The sequence below is a fragment of the Nitratireductor aquibiodomus genome, assembly GCF_900105565.1.
Classification (GTDB): Bacteria; Pseudomonadota; Alphaproteobacteria; order Rhizobiales; family Rhizobiaceae; genus Nitratireductor; species Nitratireductor aquibiodomus.
In genome coordinates this window covers 3,339,955-3,362,976 of record NZ_FNSL01000001.1, presented here as the reverse complement: position 1 = coordinate 3,362,976, position 23,022 = coordinate 3,339,955, and the positions used below count along the sequence as shown (strand labels likewise).

The 23,022-nt window shown below is 60.7% G+C and carries 21 protein-coding genes and 1 tRNA gene; 14 read left to right on the top strand and 8 right to left on the bottom strand.

The genetic code is table 11. From position 1 onward, the window contains the following. Positions 1 to 78 precede the first annotated feature (78 nt). The 3 genes from BLW55_RS15840 to BLW55_RS20665 all read right to left on the bottom strand — a co-directional run bounded on the left by BLW55_RS15840 (position 79) and on the right by BLW55_RS20665 (position 4,654). On the bottom strand, positions 79 to 276 hold the full coding sequence (locus tag BLW55_RS15840) for a hypothetical protein (protein ID WP_007010587.1): 198 nt from the start codon (positions 274 to 276) through the stop codon (positions 79 to 81). Then, entirely contained in the window at positions 273 to 3,167 is a 2,895-nt protein-coding gene (locus tag BLW55_RS15835; RefSeq protein ID WP_143038445.1) for a DUF7507 domain-containing protein, read from the bottom strand. Before BLW55_RS15835 ends, BLW55_RS15840 begins: the two co-directional genes overlap by 4 nt. A 902-nt stretch (positions 3,168 to 4,069) precedes the next feature. Next, positions 4,070 to 4,654 carry a hypothetical protein gene (locus BLW55_RS20665; protein WP_143038444.1) on the bottom strand — a complete coding sequence of 195 codons (585 nt, stop codon included), beginning with the start codon at positions 4,652 to 4,654 and terminating at the stop codon, positions 4,070 to 4,072. Between the two features lie 162 nt (positions 4,655 to 4,816). On the opposite strand from BLW55_RS20665, the gene BLW55_RS15830 reads away from it, so the two are divergent. From BLW55_RS15830 to BLW55_RS15815, 4 genes are all read left to right on the top strand, one after another. Further along, on the top strand, positions 4,817 to 5,722 hold the full coding sequence (locus BLW55_RS15830; RefSeq protein ID WP_025030360.1) for a hypothetical protein: 906 nt from the start codon (positions 4,817 to 4,819) through the stop codon (positions 5,720 to 5,722). A gap of 966 nt (positions 5,723 to 6,688) precedes the next feature. Further along, positions 6,689 to 8,098 (top strand): PTS galactitol transporter subunit IIC, encoded by a 1,410-nt coding sequence (locus tag BLW55_RS15825; RefSeq protein ID WP_007008971.1) that lies wholly within the window; start codon positions 6,689 to 6,691, stop codon positions 8,096 to 8,098. Between the two features lie 12 nt (positions 8,099 to 8,110). Further along, positions 8,111 to 8,572: a PTS sugar transporter subunit IIA gene (locus BLW55_RS15820; RefSeq protein ID WP_007008972.1), complete on the top strand. Its 462-nt coding sequence runs from the start codon at positions 8,111 to 8,113 to the stop codon at positions 8,570 to 8,572. A gap of 24 nt (positions 8,573 to 8,596) precedes the next feature. Next, positions 8,597 to 8,881, top strand: coding sequence for a PTS sugar transporter subunit IIB (locus BLW55_RS15815; RefSeq protein WP_090329436.1), 285 nt, complete (start codon positions 8,597 to 8,599; stop codon positions 8,879 to 8,881). Positions 8,882 to 9,114: 233 nt separating this feature from the next. Here the strand turns inward: BLW55_RS15815 and arsH are convergent, their stop codons facing one another. The 4 genes from arsH to BLW55_RS15795 form a co-directional block, all read right to left on the bottom strand. Then, positions 9,115 to 9,882 carry an arsenical resistance protein ArsH gene (gene arsH / locus BLW55_RS15810; RefSeq protein ID WP_090329435.1) on the bottom strand — a complete coding sequence of 256 codons (768 nt, stop codon included), beginning with the start codon at positions 9,880 to 9,882 and terminating at the stop codon, positions 9,115 to 9,117. Positions 9,883 to 9,996: 114 nt separating this feature from the next. Then, on the bottom strand, positions 9,997 to 10,425 hold the full coding sequence (locus BLW55_RS15805) for a PadR family transcriptional regulator (RefSeq protein ID WP_244509103.1): 429 nt from the start codon (positions 10,423 to 10,425) through the stop codon (positions 9,997 to 9,999). An 89-nt stretch (positions 10,426 to 10,514) separates the two neighbouring features. Further along, complete coding sequence (locus BLW55_RS15800; protein ID WP_177175092.1) at positions 10,515 to 14,414, bottom strand: DUF7507 domain-containing protein; 3,900 nt, start codon at positions 14,412 to 14,414, stop codon at positions 10,515 to 10,517. Positions 14,415 to 14,842: 428 nt separating this feature from the next. Beyond that, positions 14,843 to 14,917 (bottom strand) — tRNA-Thr (locus BLW55_RS15795). A gap of 240 nt (positions 14,918 to 15,157) precedes the next feature. On the opposite strand from BLW55_RS15795, the gene BLW55_RS15790 reads away from it, so the two are divergent. The 8 genes from BLW55_RS15790 (at position 15,158) to yacG (ending at position 19,517) form a co-directional block, all read left to right on the top strand. Next, positions 15,158 to 15,361: a hypothetical protein gene (locus BLW55_RS15790; RefSeq protein WP_007008977.1), complete on the top strand. Its 204-nt coding sequence runs from the start codon at positions 15,158 to 15,160 to the stop codon at positions 15,359 to 15,361. A gap of 226 nt (positions 15,362 to 15,587) precedes the next feature. Next, the gene (gene murA, locus BLW55_RS15785; RefSeq protein ID WP_090329432.1) at positions 15,588 to 16,877 is read left to right on the top strand and encodes a UDP-N-acetylglucosamine 1-carboxyvinyltransferase; all 1,290 of its coding nucleotides are present in this window, start codon (positions 15,588 to 15,590) and stop codon (positions 16,875 to 16,877) included. Between the two features lie 20 nt (positions 16,878 to 16,897). After that, complete coding sequence (locus BLW55_RS15780) at positions 16,898 to 17,344, top strand: DUF2948 family protein (protein WP_007008978.1); 447 nt, start codon at positions 16,898 to 16,900, stop codon at positions 17,342 to 17,344. A gap of 1 nt (position 17,345) precedes the next feature. Then, complete coding sequence (locus BLW55_RS15775) at positions 17,346 to 17,831, top strand: UPF0262 family protein (RefSeq protein WP_007008979.1); 486 nt, start codon at positions 17,346 to 17,348, stop codon at positions 17,829 to 17,831. A 37-nt stretch (positions 17,832 to 17,868) separates the two neighbouring features. Further along, positions 17,869 to 18,315, top strand: a complete 447-nt coding sequence (locus BLW55_RS15770; RefSeq protein ID WP_090329431.1) for an arsenate-mycothiol transferase ArsC — start codon at positions 17,869 to 17,871, stop codon at positions 18,313 to 18,315. A 125-nt stretch (positions 18,316 to 18,440) separates the two neighbouring features. After that, complete coding sequence (gene infA / locus BLW55_RS15765; protein WP_006200926.1) at positions 18,441 to 18,659, top strand: translation initiation factor IF-1; 219 nt, start codon at positions 18,441 to 18,443, stop codon at positions 18,657 to 18,659. Between the two features lie 26 nt (positions 18,660 to 18,685). Beyond that, the gene (locus tag BLW55_RS15760; RefSeq protein WP_090329430.1) at positions 18,686 to 19,318 is read left to right on the top strand and encodes a Maf-like protein; all 633 of its coding nucleotides are present in this window, start codon (positions 18,686 to 18,688) and stop codon (positions 19,316 to 19,318) included. 1 nt (position 19,319) lies between these two features. After that, entirely contained in the window at positions 19,320 to 19,517 is a 198-nt protein-coding gene (yacG, locus tag BLW55_RS15755; protein ID WP_007008982.1) for a DNA gyrase inhibitor YacG, read from the top strand. A 118-nt stretch (positions 19,518 to 19,635) separates the two neighbouring features. Here yacG and BLW55_RS15750 read toward each other — a convergent pair whose 3' ends face one another. Further along, entirely contained in the window at positions 19,636 to 19,938 is a 303-nt protein-coding gene (locus tag BLW55_RS15750) for a DUF1127 domain-containing protein (protein ID WP_007008983.1), read from the bottom strand. Between the two features lie 159 nt (positions 19,939 to 20,097). On the opposite strand from BLW55_RS15750, the gene BLW55_RS15745 reads away from it, so the two are divergent. Both BLW55_RS15745 and xseA read left to right on the top strand, forming a co-directional pair. Continuing rightward, positions 20,098 to 21,060, top strand: a complete 963-nt coding sequence (locus BLW55_RS15745; RefSeq protein ID WP_090329429.1) for a LysR substrate-binding domain-containing protein — start codon at positions 20,098 to 20,100, stop codon at positions 21,058 to 21,060. Positions 21,061 to 21,394: 334 nt separating this feature from the next. Beyond that, complete coding sequence (xseA, locus tag BLW55_RS15740; protein WP_090329428.1) at positions 21,395 to 22,966, top strand: exodeoxyribonuclease VII large subunit; 1,572 nt, start codon at positions 21,395 to 21,397, stop codon at positions 22,964 to 22,966. Positions 22,967 to 23,022: the final 56 nt, after the last annotated feature.

The following is a 23,022-nucleotide window of genomic DNA, read 5'->3' as shown; positions in this document are numbered from 1 at the left end:
CTGGCGGTGGTCTGTTGCGTTCAGCACGTGCATCTCACCGCGCAGCACGCTCGCAGGGCAGGTCCACCATATCCACTTTCAGGTCCTCCCTGTATGGCGCAAGGGTGGGATGAAAGTGTCTGCGCATGCTGCGCCAGCCTTGGCATCTACGGCCCCTGCGCGCGGAACACCATCCGGCATTGCTGCCGATGCGATCAGTGCCGTGCCTGCCAGGAGAAGCGCGCGGTGTGCGAGAAGCCGCATGGAAGCGCGCTTCGAAAGGATGACCGTGCTCATTGTCCCACCTCCACACGCGTCTCGATTTCAAGGGCATAGCGCGCACCTTCCTCGCGCCAGCGCTTGCCGATCAGGGCCTTCAGCGCCTTCAGCCGCGCCCCGGCCAGGTCAGCATCGGCGGACGCGTCCACATAGCTGAGCCGCAGCACCGATTCTTCCTTGCGCAACACACCGATCAGCTGATCCACGCCTTGCTCCCACTGCCGTACAAGGTCAGTCCCACCCGGTTCGAACGCCTCGTCCCTGAGGTCGAGCCGCACGACACGTCCGATCGAGGCTCCGAAGTTGAGCTTCGTCATCTTGCCGGCGGTGAGCCGCACCACGCGCGGGTTCTCCGTCGTCACGCGATAGCCCGTCGGCAGCGTCCGGATGTCGAGCTTCATGATGAAGTTCGAGCCGATCCGCTGGTCCGGCAGCATGGCGCAGGCGACATGGAAACGGCCATGCCGGTCGGTGGTCACGAGCCAGCCCTTGACCGTGGCGATGCGCACGCCCGGCAGGCCCGGCTCCCCCTCGTCCTGGTAGCCATTGCGATTGACGTCATCGAACACCTTGCCGATGACATCACCGCAGTCGAACACCGGCTCCACCAGTATCTCGACCACGGCCTTCGCATTCGGCGCGAGCGGCGTTCCGCCCGCATCGGTGACCGACGCCGTGTTGGTGTGTTTGCCTGGCCCCGCGGAACTCAGCGCCAGCATGCTCAGACGGAACTCAACCGTCTGGTGACCCGCAAGCGAGATGTTCTCGAAACGAACCGTGCGACCGCTGACCTGCGGCGTGACGGAAACGCCATCCATGCTGGCCGAACCAGCCACATAGCGGAAGCCGGACGGCAACGTGTCCAAAACCGTCAGCCCCGCCGCCACAGACCCAGCACCATTGACAAGCCGAATGACGAAATGCGCCTGCTCGCCCCGGCGGATCCGCGCCTGCTGCGCGGATTTGTACAATTGTATCCCGGAAGCGCGGGCAGCCGCGAGAGACATCACCGAACGTGCCAGTGGCGAAGAAACGCCCATTCCCCCGGTCGCCCCCCTCACGCGCGCTTCATTGATCACGGCGCCGGGAATGCCTGCTCCGTTGTCTATATCCCTCTGGGTGAGAGTGTAGACGGCAGAAAACTCAGCACTCGCCCCCGGCGTCAAGCGAGTGGAGGTCGGCTGGAACGCAGAAAGGGCGCCCTCGGCGGCATGGCCGTTGAACAAGGGGCCGGGATCTTCCGGCCTGACACCGGTAATGGTGCGTCCGCCGTTGTTGATCGCCGTCAGGCGGTAGACCAGCTGATCGCCAGCGCTTGTTGCACCATCGCCGTCCGCGTCGACATATTCTCCTGCTTTGCTCAGGGAAAGCCGTGGGACAGGGCTAGGCACACGAGCGCTGTCACTGTCGCTCCTGACGGGTTGTCCACCGGGATTCAGGGCGGTCGCCAATGCGGTATTCTCGACGACACCATTGTCGATCACGGTCTGCGTGGCGGCAAAACTCGCAGTGAAGCTCACGCTCTGACCCGGTACAAGAATCTGCGGCCCGGGGGCGATCGCCACGCCCTGACCCGCAAGCATCGGATCGTCAACCGCAACATCACTCAGTGTTACGCCACCAGTGTTGACGACCAGGAAGTGGTAGCGAATCGTCTCACCCGCATCCACCGCTCCGTTGCCGTTGACATCATCCAGGCTGGCGGTCTTTTCAAACACCAGTTCCGGCGTCTGATCCGGCGGTACAGTCTCTGAATCCGCGGCACTTTCCACCTCCTCGCCGAACGGATCAATGCCGGTGGCGGTGGCAACATTGGTGACCACCCCGCGATCAATTTCGCTCTGGGATGGTTGATAGACCGCCGTGAAGGCAGCACTTGCCCCAGGGGCGAGGGTCTGCGGTGCCGGGCTCAGTGTTATGTTTGCAGACGCAAGAAGGTCGTCGACAACGGTGACATCGCTCAGCACCACCGGCCCTGTGTTTGTGACAAGAAACCTGTAGGAAACGGTCTCTCCCGTATCGATCTGGGCGTCTCCGTCGCTGTCGTTCAGGGTGGCGATTTTATCCAGCGCGAGAGAGCCAGGCTCGCGCCATTGAATGATCACCTGGCCCGACCCGCCATGTCCATAAGGACGGCCGCCAGCACCGATGCCCGCGAGATAGTGCGCGTCGCTCGCATTGCCTGCTGCTTCCCAGTCACCGTTTACAATGACGCCGCCTGTTACCCTGCTGGACAAATGGCTTGAACCGCCCGCGCCACTGCCCTCCTGTCCGTTCAGCGGATGTGCGGAAGAGCAGGTAACCGGCCGATACTGCGCTGCACCGCCACCGCCGCCATAAAAGCCACCGCCCCCACCACCGCCTGAGCCTGTGTTGTTGATGAATGCGCTGCCGCCAGCGCCGCCCTGAAACTGACTGCCATCAACCCCAGGTCGGGCACCCGCGCCACCGGCCCCGCCGCCAGTGTCGGTGCCTGAGAAGGCCGCGACCCCGGCACTGCAACCGGACGAGAAAGCGGCATCCTGACCGCCTGCACCAGCCATGCTGCGCACAAATGCAGTTCCTGAATTGCTGGCGGTCGCCGCTGCCGAGCCACCACCACCGGCAGCGGTTATAAGTTCTACCCCTCCCGAATCACGGATGGCTGAACGACCACCTCCACTGGCTCCATCATGATTTCCAGCCGACGTATCATCGCCACCGGCACCGCCGCCGCCATAGGTTGGCACGGTGCTGTGGGTCTTTCCCGCCTCACCAACGATCACCGTGAGCGTCTCGCCAGCGGCGACGGGGAGCGTTCCGCCCGCAAAAGCGCCACCACCTCCCAGGCCGGTCCGACCGCCGGAGAACGCGCCTCCGCCACCCGCCCCCCAGAGCCGGACATGCAGCACACTTACGCCGGACGGCACTGCGAATGTCTGATCAGCCGCTTCAGCAGTAATGCGAACGCAATGAGAAAAACCCGGCCCCGGCGTGCAGGCTAGTTCAGCAGCAGGAGTGGGCGTAGGCGCAACGAGCACTGCAACGCCCCACGCCAAGGCTCCCCGTGCGATCCTTCGAACAGCCCTCAACCCCACCATTCGACCTCGAGAGATATCCGGGGAAGCGGGAGACGAAGGCAGGTGCAATCGCAGCAGGCCCAACTTTCAGATTTCAGTGCAGGACAGCCGGCATCCAATGCGCGTTTCAGCATCTGCCACGCGCCGGTGCACTGGTCTGCTCTGTAAGGATGGGAAGTCGGGGGACCTTCTGCATTTCAGCAGGCAAAGACTGTATTTCCGGTTCTTGCGGAAATTCGACGATCATTTAAGCCCCCGGTCGAAATGACACTTATTCAGCACGCACGGCGGAGAACAATTCCTCCTGATAGAGGCGCGCCCCCGATATGCCCTGAACATATTACCCGTGACAATAGTTCGTTACGTGACATCAATATCAACAAAAGATTTTCTAATCCCCCCAGAACACAAAATCCGAATCAACGATTTGCGATAAAAATACATACACTTAAATCCACGCTCTCATTTTGAAGCTACCGTGTGCACCGGGCGCTTCTCTCTGGCGGCCCAAGAGCCTGCGTCCGCATGGATGCGGGAAAACGGAGGGACACTACCGAGCGGCGTTTCCATTAAACGGGAAACCGTTCCAGCGCCTCCCTGTGCTGCTGGACAGATGGTTTCCTCCCCTCGGGGCTCGCTCTGCCGCCACTGAGTATCCGGCATCCCGCGATCAACACGCAACGCACGACACCGATCCCACAGGCCTTGATGACAGCTTCCACCCCCACGCCGACTGGAGCATAGACAGGGTTTCAGTCCCGACCTGAAGGCACTGGTTCCGGAAACTGGAAATCCCGCTCACCCAAACTCCCGGGCAGGCAGCGGGTCAGCCACTTTGGCCACCATTTCGCGAACTGCATCTGATGCTGCGGCCCGGTCCGGTCGCCTGATCTGGAGGACGGGTGTGCCACCGAAGCGCCGGTCTGAAAACGCCCGCACAAGGCTATCGCGTCCAGCGGCTTATGAGCCGCCATCGCCAGATACGTATGTTGCCCAGCAACTGCGCCAAAACGCACTCGAAAGCCTTGAATGGTGCGCCAGATCACCTGCGTGGGCTTACGGCTTACTTGTTCATAAGCCACGCCGAATGCTTGTTTGAAGCGTCGGCGATAACCGTATCGTCCGGGATAATTCAATTCAGTTTTGCGTTCCCTGTGCTGTCTGTTCGAGCAAAAGCCATCGGTGTCGCTGGAGCACGCCAGCAATTTCACCGTATCGTTTCGGCATCTTCCGGGCGGCACCCCTGCGGGGATGCGCCCGCTTTTGCCCGACGACTGCATGGCGCTCCTGTTGCGTACAAGACGAAAATCCAGATTGGCGAGGGCCGCGCGGACCATGTTTCAGATGTGCCGGGCACCCTCCGGACTTGCGAAAAGCGAGAGATAATGCTGCAGAAATACGAGGCTGAAACACACAGGAACGGGGTGTCGAAACAGGAGAGAAAGGAGAGATCTCAGATTATATCACCGGGGGATGGGAGCACTGGAGAGGAAGAGCTTGTGGTTCTGGACGCGCTTCTTCAGAGCCCGGACTTCCGGGCATCGGATCGCAACAGGCGCTTCCTGCGTTTCGTTGTCGAGGAAACGCTCGCAGGGCGCGCCGACCGGATCAAGGCGTTCACAATTGCGGTCGACGTCTTTGGCAGGGATGCCAGCTTTGACGCAACGGTCGATCCCATCGTCCGGATCGCAGCGGGACAACTGCGAAAGTCGCTGCGCGATTACTATGCAGGGCCCGGAAAAACAGACCCTGTCCACATCTCCATACCGCTGGGAGCCTATGTTCCGGTCTTTGAAAGGCGAGGCCCGAGAAACATGTTCGTCGCGCTCGCCTCCCGGCATTTTTCCAGATCACGATCCCTGATGGTGGGCGCCGGGCTCGTTGCCACCCTCGGCCTTGCACTGTCGGTTGCGACCCCGTTCTGGCTGGATCCCGCCAACCATGCGAACCGCAGAGCCGCCCCTGTGCTCGTGCTCGATACCGCGCGGACCAGCCAGGCAAATGCCAGCGCCAGCCAGCTTGCCGAGATGCTGAACGATGCATTGTGGTTGAATGTCGGCCGTGAGAGGGCTGTGCGTTCTGTCGGTGTGCGTCCGCATGAGAAGCTTGAAACGGTCGTCTCCCGGATCAGGGCGATGTTCGGTGCTGAAAGCGATGTGTACGAACTGCTGACAAGCGTTCAGATAGAAGGAGACGAGGTACGGATCTACTGGCACCTCCTGGATTCGGCGTCTCGGGAGGTACAGGCCTCCTCTCTTGTAAAGGAGACGTTTCAACCTGCCGGCAAGGCTGCACTGGTCGAAACGGCTGCGGCCACAGTGGCAGCGGCCCTGTTCGGATATGAAGGCGCCCTGGCGCAATATCAGACCGACGCCACGGTGGCCTCACACAACACCGAGAACTAAAGGAAGCGTTCAGGCGAACTTGAAATGCGGCCGCGCCAAAGCAGGAGGCGCGGCCACACCGACGAGGCACTGAGCACCTGAACTCCTGCACCTGTCGCTGAACCGTCACAGCACGGGGGGGGGGATGGTTTCAATAATCCAGGGCAAGTCCAAGAAGCGTGTTAACCGGGTTTTGCCCGGAACTGCGGGAACCGGATATCCGGGCCGCTTTCTCGGTTTCATGAAACGATGAAGCGTTCAGGCACCGCACAACCGCGAAAGTGGCGTGGCCGGGTGTATCGTTCCTAGTGTTTGATGCGTAGAAGGCGTCGCTTCCTGCGTGATGCGCGGCTGAATACGGGATGGTTGCGTTTGCATTCCTGTAGAACGTCCAGATCCACCGCACCCTGTCGGACAAGCATGATGTCGACTTCGGCGCTGGAGAATCCCAGTTCAGCCATTTCATCGAGGAGCCGGCAGATCGAGACGTGATCAATGAGAGGTTTTGCGGGCACGGGCAGGTCCGGTGAGTTTGGCCATTCACGCGAGACACACGAGCCGATGCATATGGAGGGTCCCAAAGCCTCACCTGCACTTTTAGAAAGTGAGGCAAGGCTTTGGGAGAAAGCCGACCCGGGGGGCGGGAGGGCCGGCTTTGGCGGCCACTTCACAGGATGTGAAGTGAATTCCTGTTCCGCTTGTTACGGAGGAGAAGCGAGTGGACCCGCCGGTGCAGGCCGGGTGAATGAGTTGTAACCAGAGAGCATCATCGCCCCATCCGTTCTGATTTCATCTTGTGGTTGTATCTTCCGAAAAACGCCACTTATGAGGAAATCAGGAAGTGCATTTTTTTGCGGTCCCGCGCATTTTTTCGCGCGGATTCGCCGATTGACAGCAAAGTGACCGCGCGCCATAAACTTGCGTCTACGTTGAGAAACAAATGTTCTGATCGCGAATGATTATGAGCAGGGATTCAGGGGGAGGAAAATGGACGCATTCCTGAGCGGCCTTAAAGCGGCCGTTGATACGCTTGGGGCAACGGTTCTGTTGCCCATCGTCATTTTTGTCATTGCCGCGGTGCTGGGGGCCAAGATCGGCAAGGCATTCCGTGCCGCCGTCACGATTGGCGTGGCATTCATCGGCATCAATCTGGTTCTCGGGCTGATGCTCGGCTCCATCGGCGACGTGGCGCAGGCCATCGTCACCAATACGGGCATTCAGCGCGACATCGTCGATGTGGGCTGGCCGTCTGCTGCCGCGATTGCCTTTGGCTCGTCGGTGGGCCTGTGGGTGATCCCGATCGGCATTGCCGTCAACATCGCGCTTCTTCTGACGCGCATGACCCGCACGCTCAATGTCGACGTGTGGAATTTCTGGCACTTTGCTTTTATCGGCTCGCTTGCCGTCGCTGCCACGGGCAGCCTTGCCTACGGCCTTGTTGTTGCGGCGCTGATGGCGGCACTCTCGCTGCTGTTCGCTGACTGGTCGGCCCGTGCCGTGCAGAAATTCTATGGCATTCCCGGCGTTTCGGTGCCGCATCTGGCGTCTGCCCAGATCCTGCCGATCGCCATCGTGATCAACTGGATCATCGAGCGCATTCCCGGTGTCAACAAGGTGAACATCTCGACGGAAACCATTGAGCGCCGCTTCGGCGTCTTCGGTGAACCGGTCGTGCTCGGCCTGATCATCGGTCTCGTGCTGGGTGTGGTCGCCTACTACAATGCCGGCGATTTCGGCGTGGTCCTGTCCAAGGTTCTGCAGACGGGCATGACGCTCGCCGCCGTGATGCTGCTTCTGCCGCGCATGGTGAAGATCCTCATGGAAGGCCTGCTTCCCGTGTCGGAAGCCGCACAGGAATTCGTGCGCAAGCGCACCGGTGACCGCGAGCTTCTGGTCGGTCTCGACTCGGCGATCCTCATCGGTCACCCGGCCGCGATCTCCGCATCGCTCATCCTCGTGCCGATCGCCATCATCCTGTCGGTCGTCCTGCCGGGCAACCGCGTGATCCTGTTTGCCGACCTGGCGGTTATTCCGTTCATCGTCGCCATGACGGCGCCGCTCCTGCGTGGCAACGTGTTCCGCATGGTGATCGTCGGCACGGTGACACTTGCCGCCGGCTTCTATGTGGCAAACGCGCTTGCACCGCTGTTCACCAGCGCTGCCGTGGATTCGGGCTTCGAGATGCCTGAGAATGCGGTCCAGATCACCTCGGTGGTCGACGGCTTCCTGTGGATTTCCTACGTGGTTATCGCAGCAATCCGGAACCTGGGCGCTGCCGGGCTGGGTGTGCTCGCCGCCATCATCGCGGCCTGCTTCTGGCTCTATCGCCGCAACACGCTGGCCTGGGAACGGGCAGCCGGTGCGGAAGACGACGAAACCACTGCACAACAAGGCTGAATAGGTTAGTGAATGGCTGAAGCCCTTATGAACCACATCGACCCCGAGGCGATTGTCCTCGGGGTCGATACCGATAGCCGTGAGGCTGTCATCCGACTGCTTGCCGGCAAGCTCAAGGATGCTGGCTATGTGAAAGACAGCTTTGCCGATGCGGTTCTCGCCCGCGAAGCCACGATGCCGACCGGACTTCCGCTCGGCCACGCGGTTAATGTGGCGGTGCCGCATACCGATCCGGAACATGTCTTGAAGCCGGGCATTGCTCTTGCGACACTGAAAAAGCCGGTAACCTTCGCAAACATGGAAGACCCGGATGAGGCAGTCGAAGTCGGTCTTGTCTTCCTGATGGCGCTCAACGACAAAGACCGGCAGATCGAAATGCTGCAGGAAATCATGGCGACCATCCAGAGCAAGGAAGCCATTTCCGGCCTCATGCAGGCATCGTCGCTTGATGATGTCGCTGCGGTTCTGAAATAATGCCCAATTGATCGGGAGAGACCCATGAGCAAGAAGACCGTCCTGTTTGCCTGCGGCACCGGCATTGCCACCTCGACAGTGGTGGCCAACGCGGTAACCGAGGCCATGAAGGAACGCGGCATCACCATCGATTCACGCCAGTGCAAGGCCACGGAAGTGCGCTCTGAGCTGAGCGGCGTGGATCTCATCGTTTCGACCACGCAGCTGCCGTCTGACCTCGGTGTGCCGTCCATTGTGACGCTCGCCTTCCTGACCGGCATGGGCAAGGCCGAGGCGCTCGACAAGATCGAGGCGGAACTGCGCAAGTAGGCCGCAGTTCACCACTCAAGAACATCAGGGCCCGCTGCCGGATCGGCTGCGGGCCTTTTCTTTTGCCGGCGGGGAGGTTTCAGCGCCGGCCCGGGCCATATCGGGACACGCAGGATTACCTGAGCGGGGCTGCCCGTCTGCTTTTCAACAGCCGCGACCGCCAAGCCGGCCCGCAGGCTGCCCAACCCCTGCCATGACTGGCGAACGGGTGGCTATCAGCCAGATCGATTTTGTCACGTCCCGGTCTTTTTCTCCTGCGGAGCCACGGCGATTGCCGAAAGATCACGACTGGCATTAACCGGCTTTCGCCCGACCTGTCTGCGCTCGGAATAGCGGTCGGTCAGAAGATCCACATGCGGCCGTAGCAAAATCGTGAAGCGCACGAGTTCCTCAACCACGTCGACGATGCGCTCATAATAGCTGGACGGAAGCATCCTTCCGTCCCCGTCAAATTCCTGAAAAGCCTTCGCCACACTCGACTGATTGGGGATGGTGAACATCCGCATCCAGCGTCCTAGCAGGCGCAGCGTGTTCACGGCGTTGAAGGACTGCGAGCCACCCGAGACCTGCATGACAGCGAGTGTCCGCCCCTGGGTCGGCCGCATGCCGCCCATCTTTAGCGGCAGATGATCGATCTGCGCCTTCATGACGCCGGTGATCTGCCCGTGCCTTTCAGGACTGCACCAAATCTGGCCTTCTGACCACATCGCGTGTTCACGCAGCTCGCGCACCGCCGGATGGTCATCGCCTCTCACCTGGTCCGGAAGGGGAAGATCGGAAGGATCGAAGATGCGCGGTTCGCCGCCGAAGAAACGCACGAGGCGCGCTGCCTCCTCCACGGCGAAGCGGGAGTAGGACCGATCGCGCAGCGATCCGTAAAGCAGCAGAATGCGTGGCGGGTGCTGCAGTCCTTCCGGGAGCCCGTTCGCAGGTCTTTCAACGGCATGGTCGCGGTCGAGTGCCGGCAGCAAATCGGGATCGGGAAGCGTGCGAAGTCTCATTGACAGTCTTCTTTCGACGGAGTTGACGAGAAGGGAGGCCCAGGCAGAGGCTCTCCCTCAAAGACATCGGCTATCGATGCATCGATGGGCGATGTATACATGCAAAAAACGACCTCATGAGGAACGCGCCCGCCGCTGTGAATGCTGCAGGGCATCGGCGGTGGCCTTGCCGGCAAGGATGCAGTCCGTGGCCTCGAGCCAGGCCGCGACAGCGGTCTGGAACGCCTCACGCCCCTTGTCGGTCAGCCCGTAGATCTTCCGCTCCCGGCCCTGAACAACCTCGCGTTTCGAGGAGAGGTACCCTCCGGCCTCGAACTCGTTGAGCATGGGATAGACCGTGCCCTCGGTGGGACTGCAGCAGCCATTGGTCGTTTTCTCGACGGCCTGGACAATTTCGTATCCATGCATCGGCCTGTGATGCAGCACGCTCAAAACGAAGAACTTGGACAACGACATCTTGATCGTTCCCTGCCAGTAGGCCGGGTCGGTGTAATCGGGCGCTGGCCGGGAAACAGGACGAAGTGAAGTTGAAGTACGAGCCATGAGCGCTGCCTATACCTCGATGGTCAAGGCGTCAAGTCGCGCTGGCGTATCGTGCTCCAGCAGCATCATTTCGCCTTCCCCTCACCCATTCACTCCTCATTCGATGTCTGCAGGCGTGTCTCTATCTCCAGCCTGTAGCGTGCGCCAATGTTGCGCCATTCTGTTGCGATCAGTTGCCGAATCGCCGCCAACCGCTGTCTGGCCAGTCGATCCCTTTCGCCCGCGTAGGACAGCCGCACTACCGACGGCTCCTCGTCGAGCAGGTTGATCAACTGGTCGACACGCGAACGCCACTCAGGTTTCAGTTCTTTCTCCCCAGGTTCGAAGGCACCCGCGGCAAGATCAACCCGCACAATCCGCCCGATGGAGACACCGAAAAGAAATTCAGTTGCCTTGCCTGCAGTGAGGCGAGCGATCCGGGGATTCTCCGTCGTGATACGATAGCCGGAAGGAAGTGACCGCAGATCGAGTTTCAGGATGTAGTTCGTTCCAATGCGCTGGTCGGGAAGGTCTGCGCACGCAACGTGAAACCGGCCGTGATCATCCGTCGTGACAAGCAGCCCTTTCACGGCTGCGACCCGGGCACCAGGCAGACCGGGCTCCCCCTTGTCCTGATAACCATTGCGGTTCCTGTCATCGAACACTTTTCCCAGAAGGTCACCACAGTCGAAAAGCGGTTCCGGCATGATCTCAACTTCGGCTGTGGCAACGCGCGAGACCATCTGCCCGTCGGCATCCTCCAGCCACGCCCGGTTGATGTATGTGTCGGGTTTCGCCGCCGCAGTCACGCGGAGCTCCAGTGTGATTTCAACCTCTTCATCCGGATTCAGCGTAATGTCTTCGAAGGTAAGCCGGCGACCGTCGATTTTCGGTGTCAGCGCAGTGTTTCCAAGCATGGCCGAGCCAGAAACATACGCAAATGCGATCGGTATCTCGTCAACGACGTCGACCACGCTCGGTGCATCAAATCCGATTCCCTTGGCCCGGATCACGTAGCGCGCCGTGCCACCACGCTGGACCTCTGATAATTCGGCTGTCTTACTGATCAGGTAGCCCGGGAGGTTGAGAACTGCGGTGACCTCCGGCGACGTCGTTTCGTCTCCCTTCGGCCCCGTACCTGTTGCTGTTGCCGAGTTCTGAACGCCATTTTCGACATCCTGAGCATTCGCAATGTCTGCCGCCGTCAGCTTGTAGGTCGCCGAAAACGTCGTGCTTTTGTCCGGCCCTATATTGGCCCTTGTCGGTGTGAAAGCTGTAAGCGAGCCAGTTCCCGGCCTGCCAGCGAATGTCGGGCCGGGGTCGTGCGGCTGCACGTCGGATGCCGTGACATTACCGTCATTTGTTACCGTTACCGAATAGAGGATGGTATCGCCAGGCTGTGCCAGCCCGCTTTCCGCTCCCTGAAACGTGCCCGTTTTCTCCAGTGCCAGCGATAGATTCTGAGGCAACTGAAGAACCGTCGGATCGTCCGGATCGCCATCGCCGTCCTGGTCGCGATCCTCCGTGTTCTCCGGGTCGTCGGAAAGATCAGTCACCGGTGTACCCGCGACCGTCTCACCACGCGCGGTCGCCTGGTTCGTGATCTCACCGGCGTCGACATCATCCTGGGTCAGCACATGCGTTGCTGAAATTGTCTCACCATCACTCTCACCAGAAGCAAGAGCTGAGATCGGTCCACCACTCGTGTTCGCCAGTGGGTCATCAACGGTGATGTTCGAGATCGTCACATTCCCCGTATTCTTGATCTCGAATTTATAGCGAACAAGCTCACCAGCATCGGGGTAACCATTGCCATTCGTATCGTCAGCAAGGTCGAACAAGGCCGATTTCAGAATGTTCAGTCCGGGAAAGCTCGGAATGTCGAGTTCGGTAGCACCACCCGGTTCCCCGCCTGGCGGGCGGGAGTCGACGGTCACGTCTTCTCCTTTGGGGTTCTTTGCCTTGCCTTCTGCGACGTTCTCTATCGTGCCGGCATCCGCATCTTCCTGCGTGACGATGTAGGAGCCCTTGAAGGTGGTCGTGTCTTCTGCATCTGGCTCCAGGCTTGCAAGGGGACCGCCCTCAACATCTACCTTTTCATCCTCGACGGTCACGTCGGTCAGCGTGACATTGCCGGTGTTCTTGACCGCGAATGTGTAGAGGATCGTCTCACCAACATCGATCACCCCATCATTGTCGGCATCCTGATGCTCTGCATTCTTGATCAGATCCATATCGCTATTCTGATCAAGCGGTGTCACCGTCTTGTCGCCCGGGCTGCCACCTGGCGGGGAGGATGTTGCATGAACCGGGTCTCCTCTCGGGTCCGACCCGGTGGACTCGGCACTGTTTTCGACCTCACCAGCGTCGATATCGGCCTGCGTAAGCTCATAGGTGCCCTTGACGTTCGAATCTGTCTCTCCCGGCCCCAGCGACGAAATCGGGCTGCCCGTAACATTGACCTTTTCGTCCGTCACTTCGATGTCGGAAAGCGTTACATTGCCGGTATTCACGACGGTGAAGGTGTATTCCAGGGTCTCGCCGAGATCAGGCTGCCCGTTGCCATTGGCATCGATAAGCACAGCCTGTTTCTCAAGCGTGTGTTCGCCATTGGCTGTGAGTCTGAGTATGGTTATGTCGTCCGGATCGCCATCATCCTCCAGATCCTCGTCTGTGGCATTGCTGGGGTCGTCGGAAAGGTCCTGGATCTCATGGCCGGTGGCCGTGACATTCCCTGTGACAATGGCCTGATTTTCGAGAATCCCGGCATCCACATCCGCCTGGGTCAATGTGTAGGTAGCCGAAAATGCAGTATCGTTCGATGTGCCTGCCGCAAGGTTGATGGGACCGCCGGAAACCGGAATGCCCGGAAGAGGTGCTTCGACTGAAATCCCGCTCAGATCAACCGAACTGGTGTTGGTCACTCCGAGTTGATATGAAACCGTCTCGCCGGCATCGGGCACCCCGTTGCCATTCGCATCGTTGAGTGTCACCACATTGGTGAGCTCGATTTTCTCTTCCTGAATTGTGTGCGTACCCAGAGCGATGGGAGCTCCACCGCAGGTCTGGGTGCTATTCAAAATATAGCCACTGCCCTCGACGAGTTCGAACTCGATTGTCTCGTCTTCCTCTGTCAGAGTGTCTTCAATCACACTGACACCCATGTCGAAATCTGCAGCGGAATACGTTCCTGCCGGGATGGAAACGGTGAAAGTCGACCCGCCGCCGGGGGTTGTGTAGTCATTGCCGAGTTCCGCCGTCCCTCCGACCACATTCACTGTCACCGTAAGCGGGTCTTCGAGGTATCCGCTCACCCTGAGTTTGGGCAGATTCGAGTCCTCCCCGCTTTCCGGGTAGGCGGTCTCGCTCTGCGCAAACTCGATCAGAGGGTCGATGCGCAGCTGAATGTCGTCGATGTGGTTGCCTGTATCTGGATTGCCATCCGAAGTGGAAACAGCTGCGAAACCGAACTGTTGAAGGCTGGTGGGGCCGGTCCAGGTGAATGTGCCCGAATAATCTCTCCAGGTGTTTGTCTGGACAGAGGTACACGTGGCGTCGCTGATGGCGGCACCACTGCCACAAAGGCTAGGGCTGCCGACACCAGCATTGCTTGTTGATGCCCGAACAACCCGATCAGCGGTTCCGATTCTGAAATCCACAACATCGGTGCCTGAAAGCCCACGGTGACTGAACCTCCAGTCGATTTGATCGCCTTCGAGCAGACACACAGTCTGATAGATACGGGAGTTCTGGCGGGCATTGAGTTCGGCATGTTGTGACCCGGACCGCGATGGCACACCGTTGAAACCGCTCCGCCAAATCTCAATCAGAGGGCCAGTCCCGTAGCCGCAGTTTCCGCCCATCTGAGCATGGGTTGTTGACCAGCCCTCAACCGCTCCGCTGGTCACGTGGGCGTAACTGCAGTTAATGCTGGGCGCTTCAAAGCCAAGGTTGAGAAAGCTTCGCTGAACCTGTGCTTCAGCAGGGGCGACGGTCACGGCGACGGCCATCGCAATGCCAAGCCATACGGAGATGCCGCGCAGACCAAGCAGATTCGCCGCCTGAGGAAAGCGCCAGTGCCGCAGAGCGATACCGTCCAGAGACCTGATCCGTTCTTCGATCGGTCGTTTTCGGTCGGCATTTTTGAACTGCCTGATGCCCCTTCTGGGCACCCACGGCAGATTGTCCATCTCGCGCTCCCGCAAAGAATTATCAATTGTGCCAGTCGTTTCGCCGAAAAGAATGTGACACCCGCAAGTGGTGCCCTTCATGATCGAACGCCGACCAAACCTGGCTCATCCTGATGAGAACAGCGGTCTTGGCAATATTCCTGGGTGATTCAACGGGTAACCGTTACGGGCTGAGGGGGTGTCAAAGGCAGGCAACCACCCCCGGCGCGGTGAACCGCGAACAGGTTTCCATGAATGGATTGTGAAGCTGGTGCTGCCGGAGAGATTTGAACTCTCGACCTCTCCCTTACCAAGGGAGTGCTCTACCCCTGAGCTACGGCAGCAGCGCCGGAACGGAAACGCCTGAAGAACAAACGGGCCAAAGGCGTCCGGACCATGAACGGGCAGCAGCGCGCCCGCCTCTGTGATGCGGCGGACTTCTGCCACAATGATCGGCATTGCGCAAGCACACATTCGCATTCAGTTGCTCACTTTGATAAAGGGCTGTGAAAATCGCCCCTGGGACCGGTGCGGCGCCGCTTGCAGTGCGAAGACACAGGGGTAGGATTACAGACGGGTTCTCCATGGAGTTTCACTTGAGCAAAGCCAGAAAGCCAGATGCCTCATCCTCCGGTGGAAAGGGCGACGACGAGCGCAGCAGGCGCCTCGCCGCGCAGTTGCGCGCCAATCTCGCCCGCCGGAAGGCGCAGGCCCGCTCGCGCCGCCAGGGCGAAGCCGACCAGCGCCCCGACGGGCTGCGCCCGGATGCGGCAGATACCGACGAATAGCCTATCCGCATGCAGCAATCCCTGCCTTGCGCCGCGAGCGGCCATGTTTTAGGACCATTTGAAACGAATATGTCTTGCAACAACTGCTTCGCGGTCTTGCGTCCGGCGCCTGCCGCAGCAGAGCCAACCTTTACGATACCGCAAGGCAATCGGCGCATTCTGGCAAGTCGGGGACAATCCGAAAAGACGGACGACATCGGGAACTGCGCCCGGAAAGTGAGAACGGATGGATCGCATACGCATAACCGGTGGCAACGTGCTCAACGGCACGCTTCCCATCTCCGGCGCAAAGAACGCCGCCCTGCCGCTGATGATCGCGTCGCTGATGACCGACGACACACTGACACTCGACAACGTACCGCACCTGGCGGATGTGGAGAGCCTGATCCGCATCCTTGGTAATCACGGTGTCGACTACTCGGTCAATGGCCGCCGCGAAAACCAGCAGAAGGGTTATTCGCGAACGATCCATTTCACCGCGCGCAGCATTGTCGATACCGTCGCGCCCTATGAACTCGTTTCGAAAATGCGTGCGAGCTTCTGGGTCATCGGCCCGCTTCTGGCGCGCATGGGCGAGGCGCGTGTTTCGCTGCCGGGCGGCTGCGCCATCGGCACACGCCCCGTCGACCTCTTCATCGACGGCCTGCGCGCGCTGGGTGCCGAAATCGAGATCGAGCAGGGCTATGTGCACGCAAAGGCCAAAAACGGTCTCATCGGCAACCGCTACGTGTTCCCGAAGGTTTCCGTCGGTGCAACGCATGTGCTGATGATGGCCGCCGCGCTCGCAAAGGGTGAGACCGTTCTGGAAAACGCGGCGCGCGAGCCGGAGGTCGTCAACCTGGCCGAATGCCTCAATGCCATGGGCGCAAAGATTTCCGGCGCCGGCACCGACACGATCAGGATCGATGGCGTGACGAGCCTTTCAGGCGCGCGGCACCGGGTCATCCCCGACCGGATCGAAACCGGCACCTATGCAATGGCAGTGGCGATGACCGGCGGCGACGTTATGCTGGCAGGGGCGCAGGCCGATCTTCTGGAATCAGCGCTTGGAACGCTGGAGCAGACCGGCGCCGAGATCACCCGCGCCAACACCGGCATTCGCGTGCGCCGCAATGGCGGCGGCATCAATCCGGTCGACATCACAACCCAGCCCTTTCCCGGCTTTCCCACCGACCTGCAGGCGCAGTTCATGGGGCTCATGACCATGGCCACGGGGCGTTCGCACATTACCGAAACCATCTTCGAGAACCGGTTCATGCATGTGCAGGAACTGGCACGCCTCGGCGCGAAGATCTCGCTTTCCGGCCAGACCGCCGTCGTGGACGGCGTGGCGCAACTGCGCGGCGCCCCCGTGATGGCGACCGATCTGCGCGCTTCGGTCTCCCTCGTCATCGCCGCGCTTGCAGCGGAAGGGCAGACGGAGGTAAACCGCGTTTATCATCTGGATCGCGGTTTCGAGCGGCTTGAAGAGAAGCTTTCCGCTTGCGGCGCTGCGGTCGAGCGTATCTCAAGCTGAATCTGACGGGCATAGTGGTCATGGATTTTCTCAAGCTCGTAGCGCTCGACGATATCGATCTCGGAATCCTTTCAGCGCACCTGCAGGATGCCGTCGTCAAAGTCGGAGATCTCGCTTTCGAGCCGTCGAACCGGCGCTTCGCGGTCGCCTGCAACCGGTTTGTGTGGGAAAATGAGACCAGGCGCGGCTTCCTGAAGAAAACACCTCATGAACGCCGTCGCAGTATTCTTCACTTCGACCGCGTGCAGCATGTGCGCGCGGCAGGCATCAACCGCGGCCGCCCTGACGATGTGCTGTCCCTTCTGGCACTCAATTTCATACCGGCCGAAGAAACTCCGACCGGTGTTGTCGAACTGATTTTCTCCGGCGATGCCGCTTTGCGGCTCGATGTCGAGTGCATCGAGGCACGGCTGACCGATCTCGGCGCGGCGTGGGAGACGCCGAGCCGACCAAGACACGACGTCTGACATGGCCTGTCAGGACTCCGATACGGCACGTTTGATCGATGTCGAACTCGACGAGTCCGTTGGCCGCGGCACACCGGATGTCGAACATGAGCGCGCAGTCGCCATTTTCGATCTGGTCGAAGAAAACAGTTTCAGGCCAGTCGGCGACAGTGGCGAAGGCCCCTACAAGCTGAAACTGTCGCTCGTTGAGGCGAGGCTTGTCTTCGCCATCTCACGTGAGAATGGCGAGGCGGTGGTCACGCACATTCTCTCGCTCACCCCGTTTCGCCGCATCGTCAAAGATTACTTCCTGATCTGCGAAAGCTATTACGATGCCATTCGCAGCGCCACGCCCAGCCAGATCGAAGCGATCGACATGGGGCGACGCGGCCTGCACAATGAGGGATCGCAAACGCTGATGGACCGCCTGAAGGACAAGATCGACGTGGATTTCGACACCGCGCGGCGGCTTTTCACGCTGGTTTGCGTGCTGCATTGGCGGGGCTGATACGCGTCATGGGTGCCGTCCCGGTGGGAGCGCGGCCATGAGCCCCGGCGCAGCAGGCAAACCGCTGGCGCCGCAGTCGGTGCTGTTTCTGTGTGGCATGAACGCCATCCGTTCCCCGATGGCCGAAGCGCTTGCACGCCAGATATTGCCGTCCCGCGTCTTTCTGGCCTCCGCGGGCCTGCGCGCTGGGGAGCGCGATCCGTTTGTGGATGCGGTGCTGGATGAAAAGGGGCTTTCGCTTGGAGAGCGCCAGCCGCAATCCATCGAAGAGCTGGCCGACACGAATTTCGATCTCATCATCACCCTGTCGCCGGAGGCGCATCACCGCGCACTCGACATGACCCGGACAATCGCGGCCGATGTCGAATATTGGCCGACAATGGACCCCACTGTCGTCAGCGGCACACGCGACCAGATCATCGCTGCATACCGCGATGTGCGCGACCGGCTGGCCGCTTCCATTGCGCAGCGCTTTGAAACATGAAACAAAACCGACACAAATTGGCGTTTACCGGGGTTTGGCTTGTTCACAAAGAGTGATGAATGGGCTAGGTTCCGCGCCAAATTCCGGTCGTCGGCCGGGAAAATCTTTAAAACCGAAGGTAACGGATGCCAAAGGAAGAAGTCCTGGAGTTTCCAGGCGTGGTCACGGAACTGCTGCCCAACGCGATGTTTCGCGTCAAACTGGAAAACGAACACGAGATCATTGCCCACACGGCCGGGCGTATGCGCAAGAACCGCATTCGCGTCCTGACGGGTGACAAGGTGCTCGTCGAAATGACGCCCTACGACCTGACCAAGGGTCGCATCACCTACCGCTTCAAATAGAAGCTGTCGCGGTCGGTGATATAGCGATGAGCGCACTGCAGAAACTCGTGCTGGCTTCCGGCTCACCCCGCCGCGTCGAGCTCCTGCAGCAGGCCGGCCTCGAACCTGATCGCCTTGCCCCTGCCAACATCGATGAAACGCCGCTCAAAAGCGAACACCCGCGATCGCTTGCCAAGCGACTGGCGCTCGGCAAGGCCGAAAAGGCGCATGACCGCCTGAAGCAGAATGGCGAGGCGGAGGGCTGTTACCTGCTGGCTGCCGACACGGTCGTCGCTGTCGGGCGTCGCATTCTGCCCAAGGCCGAGATGGTGGACGAGGCCTCCAACTGCCTGCAGCTCCTGTCCGGGCGCACCCACCGGGTCTACACCGGGCTTTGCCTCATCACCCCATCGGGCAAGCTTCGCCAGCGCCTTGTCGAATCGCGCGTGCGCTTCAAGCGTCTCTCGCATGAAGAGCTCGAAAGCTACCTGGCATCCGGCGAATGGCGCGGCAAGGCCGGTGGATATGCCATTCAGGGCCTGGCCGGAACCTTTGTCGTCAAGCTTGTCGGCTCCTATTCCAATGTGGTGGGCCTGCCGCTCTACGAGACTGTCAATCTGCTGGTGGCCGATGGCTACAAGGTCCATTTCAACTGGCTCTCCGGCGCCGGAGCGCATTGAAATGGATCAGAACCAGCCCGAAAAGGTCACGCCGCTGCGTCCAAAGCGCCCCTGCCCCGAATGCGGCAAGCCCTCACAACGTGCGTTTTATCCATTCTGCTCGAAACGCTGCAAGGATGTGGACCTCAATCGCTGGCTATCGGGCAGCTATGCGATCCCCGGTCGCTCGATAGACGAAGAAGACGGCGACCCAGCCTGAACTCTCATTCCTGAACGAACCATAAAAAAAGCCCGGTCCAGAGGACCGGGCAATGTGCAGGCTGCCGGGGGGAACCGGCCTTGCGGGAGTCAGGCCTGCATTGGGAAACTTTGAGCTGTCAGGGTTTTGGGTCGGTTCCGCCGTGGAGCGCTGTCATTCGCGTGCGCTCAAAGGCGATTTCCTGCAGCGCCTGCGTCGCAAGCTTTCGCGGGTTGCGCAACGCCACCATGTCCACATCGCTCCGTGTCAGGCCGATATCGGCAAGTTGCCAGTCGGACATCTCAGAGAGGTGTCGCATTGCCGTGCGGGCCTTCCAGTAGCGCGTTGTCCTGGCCAGAAGCGACGCCGTAATCGCGCGCACCACGCCAGCCGGCTGCGCTACAGCGGTCAGGGCGAAGGTCTGGGTTTCGGCGCGGGTCATCGTTCTGATCCTTTGTGTCTTGAAAGGGAAAGTGCGGAGCGGGCTTCCCGGTGAAATCGAAAGGCCCACCCCATGAACAGGCACATGGTGTCAAAGCCTTATTGATTAGTCGAACGAATGTTTCTAATCTCTATCATCAACATCAATGATAGGTGTTCCATGGCCGCCCCGCTCGACCTCGACCAGCTTTCCACATTCATCGCGATTGCCGACACGGGCAGTTTCACCCGGGCCGCCGAGGAGGTGCATCGCACCCAGTCCGCCGTTTCGATGCAGATGCGCCGGCTCGAAGAGCGCATCGGCAAGGCGCTTTTCCAAAAGGACGGCAGGACCAACCGGCTGACGGAAGAAGGCGAACGGCTTCTGACCTATGCGCGCCGCATGCTCCGGCTTAACCGCGAAACACTCGCAGCGTTCGACGATGCGAGCCTCGAAGGGCACATCCGCATCGGCACGCCGGACGATTATGCCGACCGCTTTCTGCCGGAGATCATGGCACGCTTCTCGCGCTCCAATCCACGTGTCGAACTTTCAGTGGCCTGCGAACCCACCACCAATCTTGTGGAGCATATCCGGCGCGGGAATCTCGATCTCGCTCTGGTGACCCACGACGATTCCAAGGGCGGGTCCGAGCCGGTCCGCCGCGAACCCGTGCTCTGGGTGAGCTCGGCAAACCACACGGTTCACGAGCGCGAAGTGCTGCCCATGGCGTTCGGACGCCCCAACTGCCTGTGGCGGCGTACCGCCTGTGCAGCTCTGGAGGAGGACGGTCGGCAGTATCGCGTTCTCTTCACCAGTTTTTCGGCCACGGTCATCGCAACGGCCGTTCTCTCCGGCCTTGCCGTCTCGGTTCTGCCGGAATGCGCGTTGCGGCCGGGCATGCGCGTTCTGGGCGAGGCTGATGGTTTCAAGCCGCTGCCCGATTGTCATATCGGCCTGATGCGCGGACACACCGGCCAGGTGGAGATAATCGATGCGCTCGCGCGGCATATCAGCGAAAGCCTCGACAACCTCTCCGTCCCGGCTTTCATCGAAGAAACCGGCAGTTTCGACTTCCAGAGCGCCTTTCTCAATCCGCGTGGCAAGCGGCTGCGCCCCGGCCACGTGATGAATGGCTGGTAGGGTCAGGACCTATTAATATGGTCGCAATGGTCGGCCTGATCTGTGCGGATACGCGAAGCAGGACCGCAGGAAGACTTCACGTCTTTCAAGGTCTTGCGACAAAGTAGGCCGTGCAAATCAGGCCGATCCGAAGGACGCTCGATAGACCGGCGATCTGCCGCGTCAAACCCCTTGACCGGGGGGAAGACCCCGCTCTGCGGGCTTCTCCTTGCATCTCTTGGTCTATCGAACGCCATTGTGATCATATTAATAGGTCCTGACCCTGGGGAACCATGTGGATGGAACTTTCCCACGGGCTTGACCCTGCCTGCGCGACCCGTCTCAATTCCGTGCCATGAACACATCCCGCCAAGCCGATTCGCAGAGCAATGTCGCGGAGTTTTCCGTCAGCGAGATTTCCGGTGCCCTGAAGCGCACCGTGGAAGACGCGTTCGGCCATGTGCGCGTGCGCGGCGAAGTCTCCGGCTATCGCGGTCCGCATTCCTCCGGCCACGCCTATTTCGCCCTCAAGGACGATCGTGCGCGGCTTGAAGCCGTGATCTGGCGCGGTGTCTTCTCCAAGCTCAAATTCCTGCCGCAGGAAGGGCTGGAGATTATCGCCACCGGCAAACTGACCACCTATCCGGGCTCGTCCAAATATCAGATCGTGATCGACAGCGTCGAGCCGGCCGGTGCCGGCGCGCTCATGGCGCTTCTGGAAGAGCGCAAGAAGAAGCTTGCCGCCGAAGGGCTGTTCGACGACAGCCGCAAGAAGCCCCTGCCCTTCATGCCGCGCGTCATCGGCGTGGTGACCTCGCCCACCGGGGCTGTTATCCGCGATATCATCCACCGGATTTCCGACCGCTTTCCCGTACACGTCATGGTCTGGCCCGTCCGCGTGCAGGGCGAGACCACCGGTGATGAAGTTTCCAACGCCGTGGCCGGCTTCAATGCGCTGCCCGGGGAAGGTCCCCTGCCCCGGCCGGATCTCCTGATCGTCGCGCGCGGCGGCGGCAGCCTGGAGGATCTCTGGGGCTTTAACGACGAAGCCGTGGTGCGCGCCGTCGCAGCCTCCGACATCCCGGTGATTTCCGCTGTCGGCCATGAGACGGACTGGACGCTGATCGACCTCGCCGCCGACCGGCGCGCGCCCACGCCGACGGGTGCTGCGGAAATGGCGGTGCCGGTCAGGGCCGAGCTTGAAGCATCCCTCGCCCGGCTTTCCGCGCGTCTCAAGGGCGCGATTTCACGCGAGGGCGATCGCAAGCGGCAGGCGCTGCGCGCGCTTTCGCGCGCCCTGCCCTCTCCCGATCAGCTTCTTGCCCTGCCGCGCAGGCGCTTTGACGAAGCTGCAGGGCGGCTTGGCCGCGCACTCACAGCAGCGACACAGCGCAAGCGCATCGCATTCAACAGCCTGCGCCTTTCGCCCGCAACGCTTGAACGCCGCCTCATTGAAGCGCGCCGCCGCACGGCTGCCTCCGGCGAGCGGCTGCCGGGCGTGTTTCTTTCTCTCGTGCGCGCCCAGCGCACCCGGTTCGACCGCGATGCGGCACGCGTTTCCCCCATGGCGCTCAACCAGCGTATTGCCTATTGGCGCGACCGTCTTTCCCAGGCGCGGCGCCGGGCGGACACGCAGGTCGACATTTTGTTGAAGCAGGGCCACGCGAGTGCGGATCAGGCCATGCGGCTCGCCAGATCGCTTTCCCATGAAGGCGTTCTGGAACGGGGTTTTGCGCTTGTGCGCGGCCCCGACGACCTGCCGTTGAAGCGTGCCGTGGACATCCAGCCCGGCCTTGAGCTGCAGATTCAGTTTGCCGACGGCGTTGCCCGCGCGGTGGCTGCCAGCGATGGCCGCAAGGCCGTTGCGGCCACGAAGAAGAGCAAGCCGCCGAATGACGGGCCTAAGGGTCAGGGAAGTCTGTTTTAGCTCCAGTTCTACGCAACCGGGACGAATACCAATCGTCCTTTACCGCATCGAAACCT